This window comes from Laspinema olomoucense D3b (assembly GCF_025370785.1).
GTDB classification, from domain to species: Bacteria; Cyanobacteriota; Cyanobacteriia; order Cyanobacteriales; family Laspinemataceae; genus Laspinema; species Laspinema olomoucense.
The window spans coordinates 16,365-37,665 of record NZ_JAMXFA010000018.1 but is presented as its reverse complement, the minus strand read 5'-3'; the positions used below and the strand labels follow the sequence as shown (position 1 = coordinate 37,665).

Below are 21,301 nucleotides of genomic sequence, written 5' to 3'. Positions count from 1 at the left end.
TGCCTTGTCCTTTCTTATTGTTCACCTATTTAAACCCAGTCAACACCCCATAAACGGCCCAAATTGCCATCGCCCGTAAATAATGAGAAGCGCGAAACGTTCCCACTGCCGTAATCGCTTCCGGAGTGCGGAACTGCAACCCATTATCATAGACTTGCTGGATCACGGTTTCGGTCAATTTAAACCCTTCCTCCTTCATTCCCATTTGCAACAGAAAGGCCGCCAATCCGAAATTAATCCCGGTCCAGACTTCTAACGGATGAGTGGCATTTGGATTCACGGGTGAACCATCGATTAATAGACCATTGGCTGCTCCAAATTTCCCCTGATGAAACTTTAGAAAACAGGAGTCATAGACCGTTTTTAAAGCTGATTCTGCACAGTCTATTGGCACAATATCGGCTAACCCTAATAACCGCGCATAGAATTGACCACAAAGCTGATCCGCCATTACCACCTCGGAACCGCTTTCACTGTCAAGGCGATAATAAGTACCATTCCAGAGTTTTTCTTGATACAGCGTTCGTGCCTGTTCCAACCAATCTTGATAGGTACTCAGGGTTTCTTGAATTGTTGCCGGTTCGAGTAATTGCGATCGCTTCTGCTCATAAATCGTATCGGTAAAAACGCCCGAATGGGGAGGATTGTGTAAAATTACGGCACCAATGGCGATCGCTGCTTGTAATGCCGCCATCCACAATCCGCCACAATAAGCGCTGACGCCACGCATCGGCCAATCATCAAAGGTCTGATCTGGTGCACCGCCATTTTCGGGAATCCCATCCCCATCTTTATCAAAGGTTTTTAAATAGGCGATCGCCTGTACCATTGAGGGCCAACAATCCCATAAAAACTCATAATCATCCCCCCCCGTCAACAGAAAATCCCGATACACCAGCAAGGCAAAATCACAGGGTAAATCCTTCCACAAATTACAATCTTGATAACTGGTATAATTCGTTTTCACCCAAGGATGTTCATTCGGTGCACCCAAATCATGAGGCGTCGCATCGGTCACTTTGCGCACTGCTGCCGCTTGATTATACCCAATAATCCGGGGTGTATCATCCCCCGTAGGAATCGCCCGCGCAAACCCTCGCATCACGGATTTTTCCAATTCCGGCCACAACATCAACAGGGCAAAAGACCCGTATAATCGCACGTCTAAACTTTCGTACCAGCGATAATCGATACATTCAAGCACTGCAAATTTACCCCGAGGTTCCTCCGCATCCTGGGCCGTCCATAATGTTCCCCCATCAGTGAGAATATATAACTCGTTAAATAGAGCCATTTTTACTGAGTCGGACAAATCCTCCCGGCCTAAAATTGAGTTTTGCCACGTGATGATAGTCTCACGCCACATATCCGAATGCTTGAGTGCAGTGCGAATCATGGACCAGGAATTTTTGCCATGACGCCCAAAAAAGTCCGTATAGCGGCGGTATTCCCAGACTCCCGCAGCGAATTCAGTCACGGGAAAATCCCAAGCGAGGATAAAGGGAATTTTCCGGGTTTTTCCCGGTGGAAGGGTGAAGCGAACGGCCAATGCTACCCCAATCCGTTCTCCCTTAGCTGCCGGGGTTTCATCGGTACAATCCAATAAAGAACCATCCCGAGAAAACTGTTCCCAGACTTCTTTACCGCTGCCGGTGGGATTCCATCGGGTGTTTTTGAAGGTATCAAGAAAGGGATTGGTAGCAATGGCGATCGCCAGTTCTCCCTCCCCTTCCTGGGGAACCTCTCCCAAGTGACCCCCGGCCATTATACACCCAATCCGATAGAAATCTTCTACATAGCGATTAGAATTGCCCTGACTTTGCCCCCATTTGGATTGGTATTCATAGACGGGTGAACCATCATCTCTCACTTTGACTGTGGGGGATTTGATGGCATTGGTAAACCAACCCACCACATTTTCCCAAGTCAGCAGAATACTCAGGGTAATTGGTTCATCGGTAGGATTGTAGGCCGTCCATTCAAAAATTGCGATCGGATAGCTACATTCTTGGTATTTTCCTGGCAAAATTGGGGAAAATTGCTCACAAGTGAGTTGTGCCTTAAAAACATTTTGATAGACAAACCAACTCCGAGGATACAAAGCGTGATATATTCCGGTAGAAGTCTCCTCAGTAGAGGCGGGATACCATTGCCAGGAATTCAAACTGCCATCGGAAGGGGGTTCCGTACAAAGTGCGTAAGCTTGGCGCTTGCCTTGAGTTTCTTCAAAAACGCTAAACTGACAGGCGGGAAGGGATTGGAAAGTATGTTCCCCCCCGTCGAGATGCCACAGATCAAAGTCACCGCGAGGCGATCGGCCTATACAACCGGCCCCAAACCCCCCAAGGGGCATTCCATGCCAGGGACCATCATCGAGATTACTGCCATAGCGAACAGTATAGGGTTTGTCCCAATCTAAACCAATTGGACGCTGCCAAGTCTGGGGAGGAATTTGAGGGGGAGTGGATGGAGTCGTCATAGTTCTGCTTGAATCAACACTTTCGATTAAAGCAGAAGCGCAGACGATGCTACCATGCAGAACCGCTGTTTTTTCTCCGGTTGAGGGCAGAGGGTCCCCCAATTGGCGATCGGGCAACCTCTGGATTGAGTCGCCACTTTATCCCGAAACCGCTAAATTTTTAAATAAAATCCTTCTCATACTGTCGAGAACTGTACTCCAAATTCCCCTGATATTTTCTTAACAATTTTTTCAGTCTGACCACCTTAGCATCATTCTCGATACTCTTAACTGAAGGAGATTTACTCAAGACGACGCGACCAAAGACTTGGGCATGATTAAGTGGGGGCTTAAAATGGTCGATAGTCTGAGTTAACTGTTCGACGGCATGGATTAGGTCTTTTCCTTTTAATTCAACAAAGTAAAGTTGCTCTAAAGACTGTAACTTTTCCTCTTCTACTTGCTCTGGATTGCAAACGATGAATAAGTAGTCACATTTACATTGTTCTTGGCTGGTAATTACACAGTCATCTACTCTGACTTTGCAGACCCGTCGTTGGGATAAATTGTTGAAAATATATTTTCTGCCATTCTCCTGTGCTGTAATGATCTTACGGTCAGAGCAAGAGGTACAATCGGGATAATGGGTCTCAAACTCTTGGCAAGTACAGTTCATGCTTCATCCTCAAGCTCAAAGAGTTGATTAAAAGTGGTGACAATAATATCTGAAGCCTTATCTATTTCGGCTGACTCAATCAATCCCATTTCTGCATCAAAGATAGAACGAGCTTTGCCACTTTCTAAGATGTAAGCATCGAGTCGATTCGGATTGATCCACAAATGGCGATTAACAACTCGCTCGACTTGTTCAGATTGCTTTGAACCTAAGTTATAAGCATACAGCAGATTATTGAAGGATGAGAGAATATAGGGACTATGGGTGGTTAACAAAACTTGATTGTGGGTTTGATTGACCAAGAGTCCGATTAAATCAATAATTTCCTTTTGGGCTACGGGAAACAAATGTGCTTCAGGTTCTTCTATGACTAGAAATACTTGGCGTTGATTGACAATCAACAACTGGATGAGTAATAAAATCCACACCACTTCTTGTTGTCCTGATGAAGCAAAATTAATTAACGTGCTATTTTTATCTCCAATATCAATCCATTCATTGCCATTTTGATAGCGGTAAGAGCCTTTTAGGATAGAATTGACTAAATCTTGAGCTAAAAAAATCACCGATAAAAGTTCAGAATTGTTACTTTCTGAACTTTGTTCTTGAATTAATCGTGCAAGAGAAGTTTGATTGAGAATAGATTTAGCTCCATCAATCCGATTTAGAAATATTTCCATCAGATAATCTAGTTTAATCAAACTATTTTCCTCGGAAAACTCATCACCTCGGTCAAGTCTATCAATCTTATAAAGTTGCTGAGATAAGGTAGTAATCAAACTACGACCTGCGGGCAAAAACAGTAAATCACTTTCATCATTAAAAAGTTGATTCACCTGGTCAGCAATTTTTTCAAACAAAGCCGCTTCTTCAGCCTTAATCAGCGTAATCTCGCGGGAAGAAGAAAATTTAAGGGGTTTTTGCTTGAGTTCCGTTTTTTTACGTTGAAATAAAGAAACAATTTGAGAAAAATTATCTTTAAAATAGGGATTAAAGATAATATCAGTAAACTTCTGGTCGGGAGATGCTCTGACAATTACCTCCATGCCATTTCCATATTGGTACTTAAGTTCCATGTCAGGAAATTGCAAAACGGAACCATAAGTTTTAATCAATAGATTTTTTGCCTGTTTAGCAAAAGGAGTAATGGAAGGGGTAAAATTATCTTGGGTGTAGGCTTGATAAAAATACTGGATTAATTCATCTCGTAAGGATTTAAAGAAAAATATAGCTTTACTAATTGTGCTTTTGCCGCTGGCTTGCGAACCAATAAACAGCAAAATATCTTTGATGTCAATCTGAACCTGGCTAATCGGACCAAAGTTTTGAATACTTAACTGCTGCTGTTGAGACATAATTTCCAAAAAAAGACTAGGGATGAAAAATTTTTATAGTCCGTTATCTAAGGGGCTATATATCGATTGAATAGATGCAGTTGACCGGCCTAGGGTGGGACTGCGTAACAAAAATTAACCCTTGTCTCTTCTCAATCCCTGGGAGATGGGTTGGATGCAAATGGTAAGCCAACCCATCGCAGATTTAGAGAGTCCCTTGAGGGTTACCCTTCGGCTTCTAACTTTTGAAGGGCGCGGTTGAGATGTTGGAGATAGGGTTTAACCACTTCGCGATTTTGCTGTTGCAGTTTGACAATTTGGCTTTGCAGTTCATCCAGTTGGATTTGAACAGCGGTGTCGTCGGGGGCCACTGGTTGGGTTAAGGCTTGGAACTGGGTTTGAATGTCGGCTAAACTTTGCGCGAGGGTGAGTAATTCGGCTTTGATGTTTGCCAGTTCAGGGGAGGGAACTGAAGGGGGAGATGCTAACTCTTGACGGAGGGTTTGGACTTCGCTATTGAGGGTTTCTTGGAGTTCGCTGAAGCGGGTTTCGGTGACATCCCGCAGGCGCATGACTCCGCGACGGACGATCGCAAATTCCCGTTGGATTTCTTCATCATTGGGGTTACTGGAATTAGCCCGATCGCCTTGTTGTTGCAAGATAGCGATCGCCTCCGAAAGACGCATCAACGTATTTTCCACATCCTGAATCCGTTCTGATTTGGGCAAGGTTTGTAAACTACTGTGAACCGCCGTAACTACCTGATACATCTCGGCGATCGCCCCTTGGTGTTCGGTCCGCATTTGCTCCCCGAACCGACTGCGATTCAGTTGATTCAACCACAATGCCAGAGTAATCGGAGTCGCCGCAAATAAAACCTGTCCAGACAAACCCGCCACCACGGATCCCACAGCCGAACCAATCAGGGATGCCGACTCAGCGAGTTCGAGGCGATCGCGCTCTCGAATTCGAGACAGAAAGCTTGGAAAAGCCCGGTGGCGGTTAATGTGCTGCATGGCTTTGGAAATAACAGTTTTAAAATGTTTTCTGCCACTGATTGTAAGCGATTTTCGAGAAGTCAGTGGGTAAGCCCCCTCTCTAGGGCAGTCAAATAGCCCATTTCTACTTGATCCCTAGCTTAATAAATACAAAAAAACTGACAACAAGATATTGTCAGCTTTTAGGAAGTTTATCTAGGAAAAAATCCCGTCAACTCAACAGAATCATCGGGTTTTTACCCCTTCCCCTACTGTCTCACACAGTTAACCATCCGGACCGTTGCCGCTGCGGCATAATTTCGCAACGTTGGAGAGTTCGGAGAAAACTGTGTTCCCGATTCATTTAATGGAGAAGCAACCTGACAATAACTCGACATATCGGAAATTAGAGAAGCGGCCCAGTGATTTTGGGTATCCGAGAAATTAGTAGGCGTGCGGGTAGCCGTGAGGGTAGTACCCCGACCCCGCAGAGTATTGCCATATTCAGCAGCGCGACGTAACACCGCCATCATTTCAGCACGGGTCACGGTTTGGGCTGGACGGAAACTCTGATCTTGATAGCCACTAATAATATTATTGTCTTTGGCCCATTGAATTTTAGCCGCACTCCATCGCGACGCCTCCACGTCAAAATAGGGCCGAGAGGAAATCGCGGTGGGAATATTGATATTGGCACCGGGAACGTTTTTCAATGACTCGATAACCATTGAGACCAACTGTTCGCGAGTCAGGGCCACTTGGGGGCGGAACGTATTATCTTCCCGGAAACCCGAGACGAACCCTAGGGCCACCGCTTGCTCGATTTCCTGAGCGTAGATATCCGATCGCGTATCTGCAAAGGAGACCTTCACCGGCGGGGGAGTCGTCACCACCGGAGGAGAAGTCGTGCCCGATGAACCCATCGGTTTAGCAAGGGCGGTTAAAGATTGGGTGTTGGCGAGATAGACGTGACCCAAAGTCTGACCGTTATAGGTGCGTTTGGCAAACTGCCATCCGGGATTGAGGACAATTTTATTAAATCCATTGGCGATGCCGTTCGTGCGTCCAATTTCTATTTCCCGACGTTCAAACGTATTCACCCCAAGGAGGACCAGGTTTCCATTGCGCTGTACGATCCTCAAGGTGTACTGAAGGCCGACATCTTCACCGCCCACTCGGATAGAATAGCCATTGCTATCCGTACTGCGACCGCAAATCCCGGTGAAGTCAAAATTGACTAAGAGGGGATCCACGCGAACTGGATTGCTGCCACTTTCGCTCCAACATTCCCGAGCATTGGAGACTTGCTCAAGGATTAACAGGGGGGGAGCAACGCCACCGCTAAAAGATTGGGCAACCGCGATGAAGCGGCTTTGATCAACGCTTTGTTGTCCGAATATCGAGGCGATCGCTTGAGGGGCAAGGGTCAAAGCCGAGAGGGTTGCCGTGGCGATCGCAGCCGTTTTGAGTAGGAGTGAAGTCTTCATAGTGCGCTTGTTTAACCGTCGGGTGAGTGGTAAATGCCTCTGGGCATAGTTTTATTGTGAAGCCAGGGAGGCGGATCAAAACAGAGTTGATGTTGTGGTTCGTTAACTGTCCCCTGGGCGATCGCCACCATTGTTCGAGTCTAGTTTTGAGGGGAACTTCACCCCGGGGATCTATATCCTCCCGTACCGAACCAACGCCCACTGTCAACACAAGCCAGGGAGCGTTTCTACCCCGATAGCCAGGGAGCCGTTGTGCCCTGCCTTGTTACAATACCCGAAGTGTCCCCTAGGGCAATAGGTTCCCTCCACCCCGGAAAATTCTCCCTCGGAGGATAGAATCACCAGATCCACTTCAATCCCTGACTAACCGGGAAGTTTCACAACAGCCAAATCCCTGGAGACCCGCCCCTTTGTTCGCGATCGGGGCCGTGGGATTTATCCGGTGAAAGCTATCTAGGATACCGTCGAAGGGCAGACTTCCTGTTATGCTTGAAGGGATAGAGACTCGCTTTTACCCGTTTTCTCTCAAAATCCAAACGGGCGAAGCCCCAAGTTATATCTTAAGTTAGATGAAGATTCATCAAAAATTCATTAAGACTGAGTAAAATGATAAGTACGAGTTCATCTTTAGTGAATTAGCCACCCTTAGCATCATCCTTAAAATGGGATATAACTTGTGGTTGGAGAAAGCAACAACGGACTGGAGGTTTTGGTAACGACATCAATCTGGGTAGCCTGTAAGGAGTTGACTTCCACCCCGATGGGCTTATTCTCGATGCCTGATCCAGGACCATCAACCCGATCGCCGCTCTCCATCGATTCACCTGAACATACGGTATGCCTAGAAGCCGAAGTTCTTTAAAGAACCCGGACCCCAGGCGATGCTATTCCATTTATTACCCGTCAAAATGCAGTTATAATCAAGAAAGCCGGAAGAATAACTATCTGCGCGTTGAAACAATCCAATCAGAGTGAAAATCCTGCTTTAACTCGTCTACGGTATGATTGCAGTAGCCAGTTAAACAAGCACTCCTTGAATTGTTGAGCGTACCCAACTGACAACAGTGATAGATTCTGAAAGCTGATTTCCCTCTCAAAAAGTAAGCTCAATTGCAAGACCTTTCGTACAGGTTGTTGTTTTGAGCCGGTAAAGGTACTTTGACAATGCCTTTTAAGTTAATCTTAAAGAATCTCAGAGTCTTCAGCCGACCCCCGTCAGAGCAAGGATTTAATCCTATATTTGCTGGGCATCTGTGGATAATCGGGTATAATATCCCACAAGAGTTGAAAATGGATCCGCCAAGGAGCGCCCTCTATCAAGATTTTTCCGCCCTACCTTTGAGACTTCCTCGCTTGGTTGCCGAGGTTCGTGTGGATTCTTGAGTCTAAGAGGGTCCCAGTCTAATAATGCTCATCGACCTTAAACCATCAAGCGCTTTTAGAATCTTTCTAAAAGCTTTGCGGGATACCGCCTCTGTCCCCTTATAAGGGTGATAGTGCCATCGCTGCATTGTCCAGCAATAGCCGGACAAATGTCGCGTAAATGTATCAGTGTCAACTAAACTTTTAGAAAATTTACTCTGTGAACGACTTGCTTCCATCATCTTCTTCCAGAATGCCTGTGACTGAAAAAAGAAGAAATCGGGATTTACCTCAAATTAATGAAAGAATCCGATTTCCTCAAATTCGAGCCATTGACACAGACGGCAGCCAGCTTGGGATTCTAACGCCTCAAGAGGCGATGCGAATCGCTGAAGAAAAAGACCTCGACTTGGTGTTAGTCAGCGATAAAGCCGATCCCCCAGTTTGCCGAATCATGGACTACGGCAAATATAAGTTTGAGCAAGAGAAAAAAGCGCGGGAAGCTAAGAAAAAGCAGCATACCGCTGAAGTCAAAGAAGTCAAGATGCGCTACAAGATTGAAGAGCATGACTATAACGTGCGTCTCAATCAAGCCCAGCGCTTTCTGAAAGTGGGAGATAAGGTAAAAGCGACGATTACCTTCCGAGGGCGGGAAATTCAACATACGGACCTGGCTGAGGAATTACTCAAGCGCATGGCAACGGACCTCGAAGAAGTCGCCGAAGTGCAGCAAGCCCCTAAAAAAGAAGGGCGGAGCATGATGATGTTGCTCTCTCCTAAAAAATAGGGAAAATCGTCCAAAAATCGTGAGGGCGCAGGTACTTAAGTCAAAGTGCACAGCGCCCTCATGGTTTGACTGGAGAGAGAAAACAGCGGCGATCGCCTCTGGGGTCTGATAAGTGGGTGACAAGCCGGACTGAAAGAGAGAAGGCAGTAGAGGCTTGTGGCCCACCGGGACTGACGAGAGCGCGAACCGACCAGAGCAACGAGAGATTTCCCCCAAAAATTGTGCCGAGAAAAACCAGCGGGGGAAATCCGGCGATCGGGGGTGACGACCCCCATAAAGCGATAAAATAACCATCAGCCCTGGCTGTTAGGATTTGAACCCTCAAATCAAGCACTCTTAAACCCTGGAAAGGGAATGCTGGTGTCGTTCCCCTAGAGGGGCGAACCGGGACTGACGAGAACTGAGGTATCCTCATAAAGCGCCGATCGCCGCGATCGGCGCAAGACTTGTTTGCCGCCCTCAAACCAGCCTCAGAGTCTCAGACGACCGAGCCTTGCAAGCCCTTCTCAACCCTCGCCAAAACCCTGTCAGCTTCCTTCCGGCATCACCAAGCCAGAGCAATTGAAAAATAGTAGAGATTATGGTAATCAGAAGGAAGAAAAACTCCAATGAATCGTTCTAGTGATTGACTGCGCCAGGTAACGGGACAGGAGCTAGGCATCAGGGAATTAACCCCTGGAAGCCGAAGCAAGCCCCTAGAGTCAACCATTAACGAGAACCCGTTGGCGACAAGAGCAGAGGATAATGAGCGAGCAACTGGGCTTTTTCATGCCAAAACCGGGTATGGCATTCTAAATACCAGAACAATAGTAGATGAAGAGAACCGGCTTTCAGGGAAACTCTACAACACGGGAAATCAACGCTGCATGGAACTAAAAGAACAGCGGTTTGCCGCTAAGGGTAGGTTAGCAACCGCATTGCTACAGTGGTTAAATCTCCGTCCCGAGGAAGGAGAGCGCACCTGGTTGATGTTTGCATTCTATACCGTCACCTCAATCGGGATGTTGTGGTTAGAAGCAAGTACAGTGGGTCTGTTCTTGAATGAATATGGGGCGGAATCCCTGCCCTGGATTTATGTGGCGGGGGCGGGTCTGGGTTCCTTCCTAGGAGTCCTGTACTCCTGGATGCAACGGTTCCTCCCCCTACGACAAGTGATCGTCTCCGTGGCGATCCTGATGGCGATCCCCTTGCTATTTTTTCGGGTGGCATTAAATATTGCGATCGCCGCTGCCGTCACCATTTTCTTGATGCGCTTGTGGTTGGAAGCCATTTTTGCCCTGAATGACCTCAACACCTCCATCGCCGCTAACCAACTCTTTAACATCCGCGAGATTAAACGCACCTATCCCCTCATCAGTAGCGGTATTTTACTCGCCGATGTGATTAGTGGGTTTTCCCTCCCCGCATTGCTCAGAGTCGTGGGACTGAATAACGTCCTCGTAGCCTCCTGCGTGATGATGCTGTTAGGGGCATTTTTGCTATTTTACCTAAGCCGCACCTACAAACAAGCCTTTCCCGACGCTCCCCGGACCAGCACCCTCGAAAATGAACCCGATTTCACTAATCGCCGACTGGGTGGACCCCTGAAAGGCTATGTGATTCCTCTGTTTGGATTTTTTATCCTCGCCGAAGCCTTACATCTCGTCGTTGACTTCCTATTTTTAAGTGAATTAGAACAGCAAAACCCTGCCGGACAAGATTTGGCGATCGGGATTGCTAGTTTCCTGGGCGTCTTTAACGGCGTCCTGGGCCTCTTTGAACTGGTGATGCAGTGGTTTGCCTCCAGCCGGATTGTCGAACGCTTCGGGGTCTTTGCCGCCGCCACCCTCTTACCCGCTGCGGTGGTTTTACTCAGCGCCTTTTCCCTGACCCCGATTGTGCCCTTCTTTTGGGGGCTAGTTTCCCTGAAATTTATTGAAGAACTCCTCAAATACACCCTAATCGAAGGGACTGGTCCCGTCTTTTTCCAACCCCTCCCCGATAGCATTCGCAGTAACATCCAATCGATGGTGAATGGTATTGCCGAACCCCTGGCAGTGGGGGTAACCGGCGTGGCAATTTTAGCCGCGATTTGGGTGTGCCGGATGATCTTTCCTCAAGCTACCGCCGAAGAGATTCTGGGGTATCAAGGCTCCGTTTTCTTGGTATCAGTAGTTTTGATGGGGTTAGGCTGGTTTTTTATTGTCTGGATCCTGCGATCGCGCTATCTCGGCTTATTAGTCTCCAGTGCGGAACGGGGACGCCTGGGAGTTTCCGATGTGGATATGCGGGCGTTAAAGCGCACCGTGGTGGAAACCCTTGAACAGAAAGGCAGTGAAGAGGATAAACGCTCCTGTATCGAATTGCTGACCCAAATTGACCCCGAGCACGTTGGCGAAGCCCTGGCCCCCCTGCTGCCCAATCTTTCCCCCAATCTACAGCGTCAAAGTCTGGAGGTGATGCTCAACCATCCCAATCCCACTTACACCTCCCATCTGCGAACCCTCCTCAACCAATCCGTCACCCCAGAAGTCTTAGCTTTGACGTTGCGCTATATCTGGCTAACGGAACCGGAACTCGATATCGAGCAATTGCGCCCCTATCTGCGTGCAGATGTAGACCCAGTGGTTCGCGGGACCGCCGCCTCCTCCATCATGCGGCGAGGCAACCGCGAACAAAAAGCTGAAGCGACTAACGCCCTGCGCCATATGTTGACCCACAAACAGGAACGGGAACGGGTAATGGGCTGTCGTGCCCTGGGGGAAGCCGATTATTTGCAAGGGTTACGACTGTTTATCCCTAATCTGCTTCAGGATGAGTCTTTGCGAGTCCGTTGCGCCCTGTTGGAGGTGATTGCATCAACTCATTTAGAAGAGTATTATCCTTCGCTGTTGCGCGGACTTTACTATAAATCAACCCGGGACTCGGCGATGCGGGCTTTGGTACGGTTGGAGAATGAAATTCTAGACCGCCTCGTGGCCCTGGCGGAAGATATTCACAAGCCCGATTTAGTCAGGATGCACGCTTGGACGGCGATCGGTCAGATTGGCACCCTGGAATCCCTGAATGTATTGGTGAATCATCTGGTCACCAGTTGGGGAACCACCCGCCGCAATATCCTGCGCATTCTGTTAAAAATCCCCAAGGAAGGTGGAATTGAAGGGGTTTTAGATCGGATTGGTCGCAGTGGGGTGGAAATGTTAATCGACCAAGAATTGATGTTGATGGGTCAAATTTATCAGGCCCTCATCGGACTCAATCCCGAAGAAATTGTTGGACGAGAAGCGAATTTACTGCGCCGCGCTTTGCGCGATGTCATTTCGGATTCTGTGGACCGCTTGTTTTTGCTGATGAAGTTTCTCTATCCCCTCGGGTCCATTCAAGCAGCCGCTTTTAATTTAAAGTCCGGTGTACGCACGAATATGGCGCGGGGGTTGGAAATTTTGGATAATACTTTGGATATTCCGAGTAAGCGGATTTTGCTGAGTATTCTCGATCGCCGTGCCGATGAAGAAAAACTCCAAAGTCTCTCGGAACTGATTGCGATCGAATCCCTCTCCGCGAGCGATCGCCTCCGGCGATTGGTGGACTTACGCCACTTTATCTCCGAGTGGCCCCTGGCTTGTTGTTTTCACCTGGCTCGGGCTTCTCGGTGGAGTCTGAGTGCTGAACAAACTTTAGCCTGTTTGAACCATCCCAAAAGTTTTGTGCGTGAAGCTGTGTTAGCCTACCTGAAAGTGGCCTCTCCTCGTGCCCTCGCCGAACTGTTGCCCCGGATGAAAAACGATCGCGATCGCCTCGTTGCCTCTCAAGTCAAGGAAATGATGGCTGAATTGGGCATTGCGGATTCACCGCAGCAAACCTCATCCACTGCCGGAGGCCCCCAGGGTTTTCCCAATTATCCGGGCCTTCCCGGGTTAGAAGCGACCTAAAGTACGGTAAAAGTAAAAAGATAAAAGGAAAATTTTTGTTTTTGCCTTTTTACTCCTGATTACTTTTTAAGCTTTATTTTTTACGGTTTACTGCCTTAAGATGCTCACCAGTGTTGACCGATTATTATTTGTCAGGGCCGTTCCGATTTTTAAGGAGCTTCGGGATGACTTTCTCGTGCGTCTGGCTTCCGTGATGGATGAGCTATCTTTCCCGGCAAAGCATACCATCTTTACAGAAGGTCAGGAGGGGCGATCGCTCTATATCGTCGTTTCTGGTAAGGTCCGCGTTCACATTGGCAATCGAGACCTCGCAAAACTAGAACAGGGGACCTGTTTTGGCGAAATGTCTTTGTTTGATGCTGAACCTCGTTCAGCTTCCGTCACCACCCTCGAATCTTGCGAGTGTCTAGTGTTGACTCAGCAGCAACTCTACGATGCCATTGATGAAACCCCCGGAATTGCCATCAATATCATCCGCCTGCTCTCTCGTCGGATCCGCGAACTGAATCGAGTCAACGCTCAAACTGCGGCTCAATCACAGCCTTCGGGAAGCGACTTACGCAGTGCGGGAACGAATGTGCCCGGATAGCCCGGTCCAGAGGTAAGGCTAAACCCTCCGGATGCACTCATTCCTGATGGAAGAGTGGGCCATTCTCCCCGGGTTCATATCCATCTGTAAAAAACCCCACCCCTTCTCCGGTTTAGAGTGGGTGAGTGGTTCTATTTTGGCTCAGATCCCATCAACGTTATGCAAGGGAACACACCGTTTATAATTGCTTTGGCTGTAGGTGCGATCGCCGCCGCACTCGCGGGAGCCTATTTCGCGTCCCAATCCCCTCAATCACCCCCTCCAGTCACTCAATCCCCCACCCCATCTCCCCCATCTTTCCAATCCCCCCAATCTCCCCAATCCCCCCAATCTCCCCAATCCCCCCAAGCTCCCCCAACCACCCCATCTCCCCCAACCCCTACTTCAAAACCGATTATGATTACTCCTTCCCAAAACAATTGCAAAATTACCGCTGCCATTGTCTTTGATCCCAACCCGCCAGCTAACGTTCGTTCCAGTCCAGAAGTGACCGCCACAAATCTTTTAGGCACACTGAGTAATGGAACCTATCTCACCGTTACAGAAGAACAAAATGGCTGGTTTAAAATCAATAGTCCGGTGGAAGGTTGGATTGCCAAAAGTATCACCGAAAGTTCTTGTTCTGAAATCACAGAACGGATTAATTTCCCCCCTAATGGCACCTCTGCGCGGGTCAAAGGGCGGATTATTGGCGGCGGAAGTCATGAATATCTGCTCAAGGCATCTGCTGGTCAAACCTTGACCCTCTCGGTTTCCGAAGGCGCATTGCCGTTTGTTTTTATTCCCAATGACCCCAATCAGCAAACTGACCTCACCGGGGGGGGTCACTATACGGGTCTGACAAACTGGAGTGGGACTCTCCCCACAACCGGCGACTATCTCCTGGTTTTAGACTCCCATTTCCGAGGGTTTACCTATGATTTTGTCGTCGAAGTCAAGTAAACCTAACCCGCATTGATTTCCTCTAAAGAAATATCCAGCAAGGGATAGTCTTGCCAGTTTTCGGCATCAAAATGCCACCATTCGGTAATCAAGGGAATAAAACCTTGTTGAGTCATCACTCTTTCGAGTAACTGACTATTTTGGCGGGCTTGAGGGCTGACATCGGTTCCCTGATAATCTCGGGCCGCGCGATCGCTAAAATCATCAAAGTCCGTGGGCATTTCTAACTCATTACCCCTTGCATCAATTAAGGTTAAATCTATCGCTGCACCGCGATTATGTCGAGACCCTCTTGCCGGATTGGCAACATAGCGCGGATCTGGCAAAACTTCCCACATTTTCCGGGTTACAGATAAAGGTCTATAACAATCAAATACTTTTAACCCTAGTCCCATTGCTTGCAATTGCTCTTGAACAAGGGATAACTTTTGGGCAACGCTAGTTCGCAGAAGACATCGAGGAACAGAGTAAAGTTGAACTTTTAAGAAATTGTTGGCCGTGGCATAGCGGATATCAAGAATAATCTCAGGATTAATATCTTGAATATCTACCAATTTTTCCCCCTCTAACTGAGGGGTATCAGCAGTTTTAGGCATTACCATTGATGGACTTTGTGGGACAACTTCTCCCAACTTCAATCCGTCTAAAATCCGAACAGATTCCGCTCTTTCCCAAGAGCCAGTGGTGATGACCGACCCTAAAGCAACTGAGAATAAAAGGGGGTAATTAATTTTCATGCTGTTTTTCATGGTTTGGGGAGCAAAATTGAAGAAGTAATATTTCCATAAACTATAATTTAACTTATAAATTATAAAATATCATGAATTAACAGACTTTAAAACATTAAAAAATTAAAGCATTTTTTAAATAGCGAGGTTTACGCCGTTAGAAAAGTAACGAGTTATTAAAGAAGCACTAATTGGACCGATAAAAAGAAGGCCGATTAAGGGTGGGGTCCGGTATTAAAATGATAGACCCACTCTAAATTATTCTTTCCCTAAAATTAATCGTGGGGAGCATCTTGCGATGATTGGGAGCAGTAGGGAGGAAGATGCTCCCACTGGGGGCTGAAATTTGCCCATTTATTTAGAATTGCGATGGTTGCTTCATAAAATTTAACCAAACCCAGATCCCGAGAAGGAGCGGAAAAGGAATACTGTGAAAAGACCGATAAAGAGCTTGACAGTTTCTGCGTAAAACTGACCCCTACGGTAAAATCATCATGCCCATCTTCCCACTGGATCGGGGTGAACGACCCGAATCCCTCAATCCTTTAAATCCCTATCATTATGGTCTGCTGGCCTACTGGGTCTTTTTTCGTCCCAGTGTACTCCGAAGCTATTTGTACAAAGCTGCCCCTGATTTGTATCGACAAAGCGGATGGAGTAAATTCCGGGGGAGTTTTAAGGTTCGGGGATATCGAAACCTGTATCTGATGGCGATCGCCTCGGTGGTGAAATGTTTGTTCTTACTGGCATTCACATTTTTCCTCTATACCATTGCGGTGAATCAAGGTCATACCGGATCCATTAATTCGGTCCTGGCCCTTTCCAATACCGAAGCGATTTCCGCCTCCGGGAGAGACTTTACCGGAGACAGCAGCTTAAAAGTATGGGATTTAGAAAGGGGTGCATTGGTCCGAACCTTACCGGCTAATACCAGCGGGATTAACACCATAGCATTACTCTCAAAAGACCGGGTTATTTCAGGCGGAGGAGACCGCGCGGTTAATATTTGGGACATCAAAAGCGGCGATCGCCTCAATAGTCTCCAAAACCACCGTCGCTGGATTGAAGATCTCGCAGTCACCCCAGACCAAAAATTAGCAATTTCCGCCTCAGCAGACAATACCCTCATCGTCTGGAATATTGAGTCCGGAAAAAAACTGCATATCCTGGAGGGACACACCGGACCTGTAAACAGTCTAACCCTCACCCCAGACGGAACCCAGGCCATCTCTGGATCTGGAGATGGAACCGTGAAAATTTGGAACCTGGAACAGGGATCTCTCGTGCAAACCTTAAGCGGTCATACCGCAGGGGTTAAAGCTGTCTCCCTCACGCCTAATGGAGAACAGGTGATTTCGGCCAGTCTGGATGGTTTCGTTAAAGTGTGGGCCCGGTCATCTGGAACGGAAGTCCAGAATTTGACGGCACATCCTGGAGGGGTCAATACCATTGCAGTCACCCCAGACGGAGAGCAGGTGATATCTGGGGGTGCAGATGGAACGGTCAAGGTCTGGACCCTAAATGACGGAGCCCTGCGGTACGACTTAACGGGACATCAGGGGTGGATTAATGGATTAGCTATCACCCCGGACGGACAGCAAGTGATTTCGGCCTCTTCTGACCATACCCTCAAAGTGTGGAACCTCCAAGAAGGGTCGCTGATGCATACTCTGGTTGGACATCAAGAGTGGGTGAGATCTGTTGCGGTGACCCCAGATGGACAACGGGTGATCTCGGGTGCAGGCGATCGCCGCTTGAAAGTCTGGAATCTAACCTCCGGCGAGGAAATTCCCCTCAAATCGGTGGAACGCACTCTGTTTTGGACTACCCTCGGGTTTGCAGTTGGGGCCTTTTTCCTATGGATCTGGATTATATTCGCAACGGCGCTGATTCTCACTTGTAGTTTTATGGCCCTGGGGTTGGCGGGTAGTGTGATAGCCGCGTTGGTCCTGGCCCTAGCAGGGAGTTTCCTATTCACCAACCTGGTGATCTTGAATGATTTGCTTAAGATTAATCCACCCTATCAACAGATGTTTGGGGCGATCGCCATTGATCCCTGGGTGCTCACGGTCGGGTTTGCGATTTTCCTGGGAATAATCTGGTCTGTGGCCTTTGCCTTAGCAGGACGCAGTGGGGTGGCTGCCTTTGCTGGAATAGGGTTGATTTTGATGATCGCTGTGGCCCTGGCTGCTTTCGACGCGAATATCATTAAAGATAAAGATATTGCCTCCCGAGTCCGGTTCGTGGCGGGAATTTCCCGAGGGGTTGAAATCGGATTTTACTTTAATTTGCTCGTGACAATCGGATCGTTGCGCCTCCTGTTTTACCCGATTGAGTGGATAGCTGCACTGAAACCAAACCGACGCGGTGAGGGACATCCGGTGTTTTGGGATGAGTTGCTCGTGTTGCCACTGCCGAATAGTCGCAAATATCTACTCCAACAGTTGCAACGGGATGAAAAGGCGGGTTTACACCGGATTGCGGAAGTCTGCCGCAACCCCTTTCAACGTTCAGTTGCCTTGAGTGCTTTATCTCGGTATTTACATTCCACCGAGTACCCCCTCCATCTGCTGTATGCGATCGCCCGTGACCCGGATTTAATGGCCTATCTCTGGTCCCCAGTCAGTGCCGAAGATTGGCTCGGCATCCCGGAACGCCGACAAGTGTTATTGGGCGAATTGGGGTTACAACCCGTAAAATGTGGGAGTGATTGGTTGAATCAATTCGCTGAGGATGCGATTCGGGTGCTGACTTGGTTCCAGCGATCGCATCGTCAAACCCCCTTAACTCGTTTCGCCGCCCTCCTCTACCACTTCCTCAACTGGGAGGGAGATTTGTCCCCGTTAGATTGGACCGACTATAAGCCAACCCTGGGGAGCTTACGCGACTATCCCGGGGGTTTAGAAATTATCGACTCTTTGACCATTTTGGCCCGATTTGCCGCTGTGCAGGACCTCTCAGACCTCAAGATGGCCCTAGAAACGATGAGTGAGTCTACTACCGCCTTTTATCCGGGGGAGGGAGAAGCTCAGATGGAGGGATTGGGCCTAATTCGACCGGAAGTCCTGAGTGCGATCGGTCATCTGGCAGAAATTGGGACCTTGGTCGGTGGCAATTCTCCTGTGACGGATTCCGAACACCGACTAGCAACCTTGGCCCAAGCAACGGTGGCCCTGGATACCCTGGAAGCCGAGGCGCTCGCTTCCTTCGTCACTCCGGAACGAGGTATTTTTGAGCAGATTATCCGCCAGTGGCGGCAGTTGTTACTGCGCGAAACCGCTGCAACGGCCAAAAGCCTGGTTTAAGGGCAATTCCCCCGGGAAAATCCCCCGCTGATATTGCTCGATATTGCTCGATATTGCTCGGTTGCGATCGGGTCTGTTCCGGGCGACCACCAACCCCTATCCCTCCCGAACCACTAAACACCCCTGGAACCTCCGCTAAGCCTCCACCCTTGAAGGGGAGGTTTTTGCAGACCGATTAGGGTCATGCCAGGGGTAAGAACAGACATCTTTTCCGAACCCGGATCATCGGCTCTATTCTGTCCCTTTTAACTCTTCCCACATGGCATGATAGGCGGGTTTAGGTTGATAGGATTTGTCAAAAATTAACGGGTCTTTACTCCCGGTAAACCCCGTCAACCAGGTATGGCGATCTGTAAATCCCCACATCACTAATGTGTTGCAGTTGGAGGCATCCAAACAGACCTTCAGGAAATCCTGGTACATTTTAGCTTGTGCCTCTAATTGCTCCTCTGGAGTTCCGCTAAACTGATCAATCGGAACATCCATTTCAGTAATCATCACTTCTAACCCCAGTTCGGCATAGCGCTTCATATTTTCAGCGACTTCTTCAGAGTTATCAGAGGATAAAAATCCCACGTGGGTTTGGAAACCCACTGCATCGAGAGGGGCTCCTCTTTGTCGGAGTTCTTTTGCTAAATTATAAAAGGATTGAGATTTAGAATTAAGTCCTTCTGCATAGTCGTTAATATATAATAAGGTATCGGGATCGGCTTCACGAGTCCACCGGAGCGCTAGGTCAATATATTCCGGTCCAATGGTTTTATACCAGATAGTTTCTCTTAAACTCCCATTGGCTTCTACAGGTTCATTAACCACATCCCAAGCATAAATCTGACCTCGATAGTGATCGACTACGGTCTGAATGTGATCATGGAGGATTTCCATGAGTTCCTCCCGGGAAAAATTCCCTTCCACAACCCAGCGGGGAAGGGCGTGAAACCAGGCCAGTGCATGACCAATCACCTTTATATCATGTTCTTTGGCAAACTGAACGATCGCATCGGCTTGAGTAAAATCATAGCGATCGCGTTCTGGATGAAGTCGCGAAAATTTAGTATGGTTCTCCGGGATGATGATGTTAAATTCCCGTGCCACCACCTCTCGATAGGTAGGCTCGTCTTGTAAGGGTTGGGGTTTGACAGCAGTTCCAATTAAAAAGTCCCGCTTTGCTGCCAGCGATCGCAGGGATTCTCCAGCTAAGTCGGTGGGTTGGGGTTCTGGGTTGGTGGCAATACTTGCGGAGGAAATTGACCAGACGATCGCCAGCATCACCAGAATATATGCGATGAAGGAACGGAGTTTCATGCGCGACCTCTATGAGAATTAAGGGGAAGGATGAAGGATGAACCGAACCCTTGACCATTCAATTCATCGTTCATCCCTTCGCTTCCTTTAGGCAGGTTTTAAATGTTTAACCGTTGGTAAACTGTATCCAGGTGTCTTAGCTGATATTTCGGGTCGAAACAGTCTTCGATTTCCTCCGGTGACAGCTTCTCTGTGACGGCGGCATCTTTGACGATCGCTCCATGAAAGTCTCCCTCGGGTTGATTCCAAGCTTGATGAGCGCAGGATTGTACAACTTTATACGCCGCTTCCCGATTCATGCCTTTTTCCACTAAAGCCAGCATGACGCGCTGACTGAAAATCACGCCGCCGTAAACGTTCATATTTCGCTTCATGTTCTCGGGATAGACTTGGAGATTTTTCACCAATTCTGAAATTTCCCTTAACATAAAGTGAGTTAAAATGCAAGCATCGGGCAGAATCACTCGTTCGACGGAACTATGGGAAATATCCCGTTCATGCCAAAGCGCCACATTTTCCAAAGCTGTTCCGGCATGACCCCGCACGATTCTCGCCATCCCGGTTAAGCGTTCGGACCGAATTGGGTTACGCTTATGGGGCATGGCAGAGGAGCCTTTTTGTCCTTTGGAGAAGTATTCCTCCACTTCCAAAACATCGGTGCGCTGGAGGTTGCGAATTTCTACGGCAAAGCGTTCGATAGAAGCTGCCAGGAGGGCGAGATGCTGCAAGAAGTCAGCATGGCGATCGCGCGATATCACCTGAGTGGAGGCGGTATCGGGTTCAAGTCCGAGTTTCTGACAGGCAATCTCTTCAATCCGGGGTTCAATGTTGGCGTAGGTTCCTACAGCTCCGGAGATTTTACCCACGGCAATGGACGATCGCACCCGCACTAGGCGATCGCGATGGCGCAACATTTCCGCTAACCATCCGGCCAGTTTAAACCCAAAGGTAATCGGTTCAGCATGAATTCCATGCGATCGCCCGATTTGCACCGTATCCCGGTGTTGCTGCGCTTGATAGCGAATCGCGGCGATCGCCGTTTCCAATTCCGACAGCAACAGATCCAGACTCGCCACCATCTGCAATGCTAAAGCTGTGTCCAACACATCGGAACTGGTTAATCCCAAATGAATGTACCGTCCGGCTTCCCCGACGTACTCATTCACATTGGTCAAAAAGGCAATCACGTCATGGCGAACTTCCGCCTCAATTTCGAGGATGCGCTTGGGGTCAAAATTAGCCTTAGCTTTAATCTCTTCCACTGCCGAGGCGGGAATATAACCCAGTTCGGCTTGAGCGTCACAAACCGCAAGCTCGACTTCGAGCCAGGTTTTAAATTTATAGGTCTCAGTCCACAGTGCGCCCATTTCGGGCAAGGTATAGCGCTCGATCAACGTCCGGCACAGAACACAACTGTCTCATTTTACCCCCTCTGTCTAC

Annotated in this window: 16 protein-coding genes; 5 read left to right on the top strand and 11 right to left on the bottom strand. The window is 48.3% G+C overall.

Annotation, left to right across the window (positions count from 1 at the left end):
• Positions 1-25: 25 nt before the first annotated feature.
• From NG792_RS14955 to NG792_RS14925, 7 genes are all read right to left on the bottom strand, one after another.
• The gene (locus NG792_RS14955) at positions 26-2,479 is read right to left on the bottom strand and encodes a GH116 family glycosyl hydrolase (RefSeq protein ID WP_261235900.1); all 2,454 of its coding nucleotides are present in this window, start codon (positions 2,477-2,479) and stop codon (positions 26-28) included.
• A 160-nt stretch (positions 2,480-2,639) separates the two neighbouring features.
• A complete protein-coding gene (locus NG792_RS14950; protein WP_261235899.1) occupies positions 2,640-3,134 on the bottom strand; it encodes a hypothetical protein in 495 nt (164 codons plus the stop codon).
• On the bottom strand, positions 3,131-4,489 hold the full coding sequence (locus NG792_RS14945; protein ID WP_261235898.1) for an AAA family ATPase: 1,359 nt from the start codon (positions 4,487-4,489) through the stop codon (positions 3,131-3,133). The genes NG792_RS14950 and NG792_RS14945 overlap by 4 nt, the downstream gene beginning before the upstream one ends.
• A gap of 203 nt (positions 4,490-4,692) precedes the next feature.
• Positions 4,693-5,484, bottom strand: a complete 792-nt coding sequence (locus tag NG792_RS14940; RefSeq protein ID WP_261235897.1) for a kinetochore Spc7 family protein — start codon at positions 5,482-5,484, stop codon at positions 4,693-4,695.
• A 230-nt stretch (positions 5,485-5,714) separates the two neighbouring features.
• Positions 5,715-6,932 (bottom strand): DUF3747 domain-containing protein, encoded by a 1,218-nt coding sequence (locus NG792_RS14935; protein WP_261235896.1) that lies wholly within the window; start codon positions 6,930-6,932, stop codon positions 5,715-5,717.
• Entirely contained in the window at positions 6,823-7,143 is a 321-nt protein-coding gene (locus NG792_RS14930) for a hypothetical protein (protein ID WP_261235895.1), read from the bottom strand. Before NG792_RS14930 ends, NG792_RS14935 begins: the two co-directional genes overlap by 110 nt.
• A gap of 446 nt (positions 7,144-7,589) precedes the next feature.
• A complete protein-coding gene (locus NG792_RS14925; RefSeq protein ID WP_261235894.1) occupies positions 7,590-7,748 on the bottom strand; it encodes a hypothetical protein in 159 nt (52 codons plus the stop codon).
• A 799-nt stretch (positions 7,749-8,547) separates the two neighbouring features.
• Between NG792_RS14925 and infC the strand changes: the two genes are divergently transcribed.
• Entirely contained in the window at positions 8,548-9,081 is a 534-nt protein-coding gene (infC, locus tag NG792_RS14920) for a translation initiation factor IF-3 (protein ID WP_261201822.1), read from the top strand.
• A gap of 58 nt (positions 9,082-9,139) precedes the next feature.
• Here infC and NG792_RS14915 read toward each other — a convergent pair whose 3' ends face one another.
• Positions 9,140-9,406: a hypothetical protein gene (locus tag NG792_RS14915; RefSeq protein ID WP_261201818.1), complete on the bottom strand. Its 267-nt coding sequence runs from the start codon at positions 9,404-9,406 to the stop codon at positions 9,140-9,142.
• A 541-nt stretch (positions 9,407-9,947) separates the two neighbouring features.
• Here NG792_RS14915 and NG792_RS14910 point away from each other — a divergent pair.
• The 3 genes from NG792_RS14910 (at position 9,948) to NG792_RS14900 (ending at position 14,523) form a co-directional block, all read left to right on the top strand.
• Positions 9,948-12,992 carry an MFS transporter gene (locus NG792_RS14910; RefSeq protein WP_261201823.1) on the top strand — a complete coding sequence of 1,015 codons (3,045 nt, stop codon included), beginning with the start codon at positions 9,948-9,950 and terminating at the stop codon, positions 12,990-12,992.
• A 100-nt stretch (positions 12,993-13,092) separates the two neighbouring features.
• Positions 13,093-13,581 (top strand): Crp/Fnr family transcriptional regulator, encoded by a 489-nt coding sequence (locus NG792_RS14905; protein WP_015146734.1) that lies wholly within the window; start codon positions 13,093-13,095, stop codon positions 13,579-13,581.
• A gap of 159 nt (positions 13,582-13,740) precedes the next feature.
• Entirely contained in the window at positions 13,741-14,523 is a 783-nt protein-coding gene (locus NG792_RS14900; protein ID WP_261235893.1) for an SH3 domain-containing protein, read from the top strand.
• 2 nt (positions 14,524-14,525) lie between these two features.
• Here NG792_RS14900 and NG792_RS14895 read toward each other — a convergent pair whose 3' ends face one another.
• Positions 14,526-15,260: a M15 family metallopeptidase gene (locus NG792_RS14895; protein WP_261235892.1), complete on the bottom strand. Its 735-nt coding sequence runs from the start codon at positions 15,258-15,260 to the stop codon at positions 14,526-14,528.
• A 485-nt stretch (positions 15,261-15,745) separates the two neighbouring features.
• Between NG792_RS14895 and NG792_RS14890 the strand changes: the two genes are divergently transcribed.
• A complete protein-coding gene (locus NG792_RS14890; RefSeq protein ID WP_261235891.1) occupies positions 15,746-18,556 on the top strand; it encodes a WD40 repeat domain-containing protein in 2,811 nt (936 codons plus the stop codon).
• A gap of 231 nt (positions 18,557-18,787) precedes the next feature.
• Here NG792_RS14890 and NG792_RS14885 read toward each other — a convergent pair whose 3' ends face one another.
• Both NG792_RS14885 and purB read right to left on the bottom strand, forming a co-directional pair.
• A complete protein-coding gene (locus tag NG792_RS14885; protein ID WP_261235890.1) occupies positions 18,788-19,861 on the bottom strand; it encodes an endo-1,4-beta-xylanase in 1,074 nt (357 codons plus the stop codon).
• A 98-nt stretch (positions 19,862-19,959) separates the two neighbouring features.
• Positions 19,960-21,255, bottom strand: a complete 1,296-nt coding sequence (gene purB, locus NG792_RS14880) for an adenylosuccinate lyase (protein ID WP_261235889.1) — start codon at positions 21,253-21,255, stop codon at positions 19,960-19,962.
• Positions 21,256-21,301 lie beyond the last annotated feature (46 nt).

Coding starts and splice junctions, on each gene's coding strand:
- NG792_RS14955 (WP_261235900.1), bottom strand. CDS start 2,479: ATGACGACTCCATCCACTCCCCCTCAAATTCCTCCCCAGACTTGGCAG.
- NG792_RS14950 (WP_261235899.1), bottom strand. CDS start 3,134: ATGAACTGTACTTGCCAAGAGTTTGAGACCCATTATCCCGATTGTACC.
- NG792_RS14945 (WP_261235898.1), bottom strand. CDS start 4,489: ATGTCTCAACAGCAGCAGTTAAGTATTCAAAACTTTGGTCCGATTAGC.
- NG792_RS14940 (WP_261235897.1), bottom strand. CDS start 5,484: ATGCAGCACATTAACCGCCACCGGGCTTTTCCAAGCTTTCTGTCTCGA.
- NG792_RS14935 (WP_261235896.1), bottom strand. CDS start 6,932: ATGAAGACTTCACTCCTACTCAAAACGGCTGCGATCGCCACGGCAACC.
- NG792_RS14925 (WP_261235894.1), bottom strand. CDS start 7,748: ATGGAGAGCGGCGATCGGGTTGATGGTCCTGGATCAGGCATCGAGAAT.
- infC (WP_261201822.1), top strand. CDS start 8,548: ATGCCTGTGACTGAAAAAAGAAGAAATCGGGATTTACCTCAAATTAAT.
- NG792_RS14910 (WP_261201823.1), top strand. CDS start 9,948: ATGGAACTAAAAGAACAGCGGTTTGCCGCTAAGGGTAGGTTAGCAACC.
- NG792_RS14905 (WP_015146734.1), top strand. CDS start 13,093: ATGCTCACCAGTGTTGACCGATTATTATTTGTCAGGGCCGTTCCGATT.
- NG792_RS14900 (WP_261235893.1), top strand. CDS start 13,741: ATGCAAGGGAACACACCGTTTATAATTGCTTTGGCTGTAGGTGCGATC.
- NG792_RS14895 (WP_261235892.1), bottom strand. CDS start 15,260: ATGAAAATTAATTACCCCCTTTTATTCTCAGTTGCTTTAGGGTCGGTC.
- NG792_RS14890 (WP_261235891.1), top strand. CDS start 15,746: ATGCCCATCTTCCCACTGGATCGGGGTGAACGACCCGAATCCCTCAAT.
- NG792_RS14885 (WP_261235890.1), bottom strand. CDS start 19,861: ATGAAACTCCGTTCCTTCATCGCATATATTCTGGTGATGCTGGCGATC.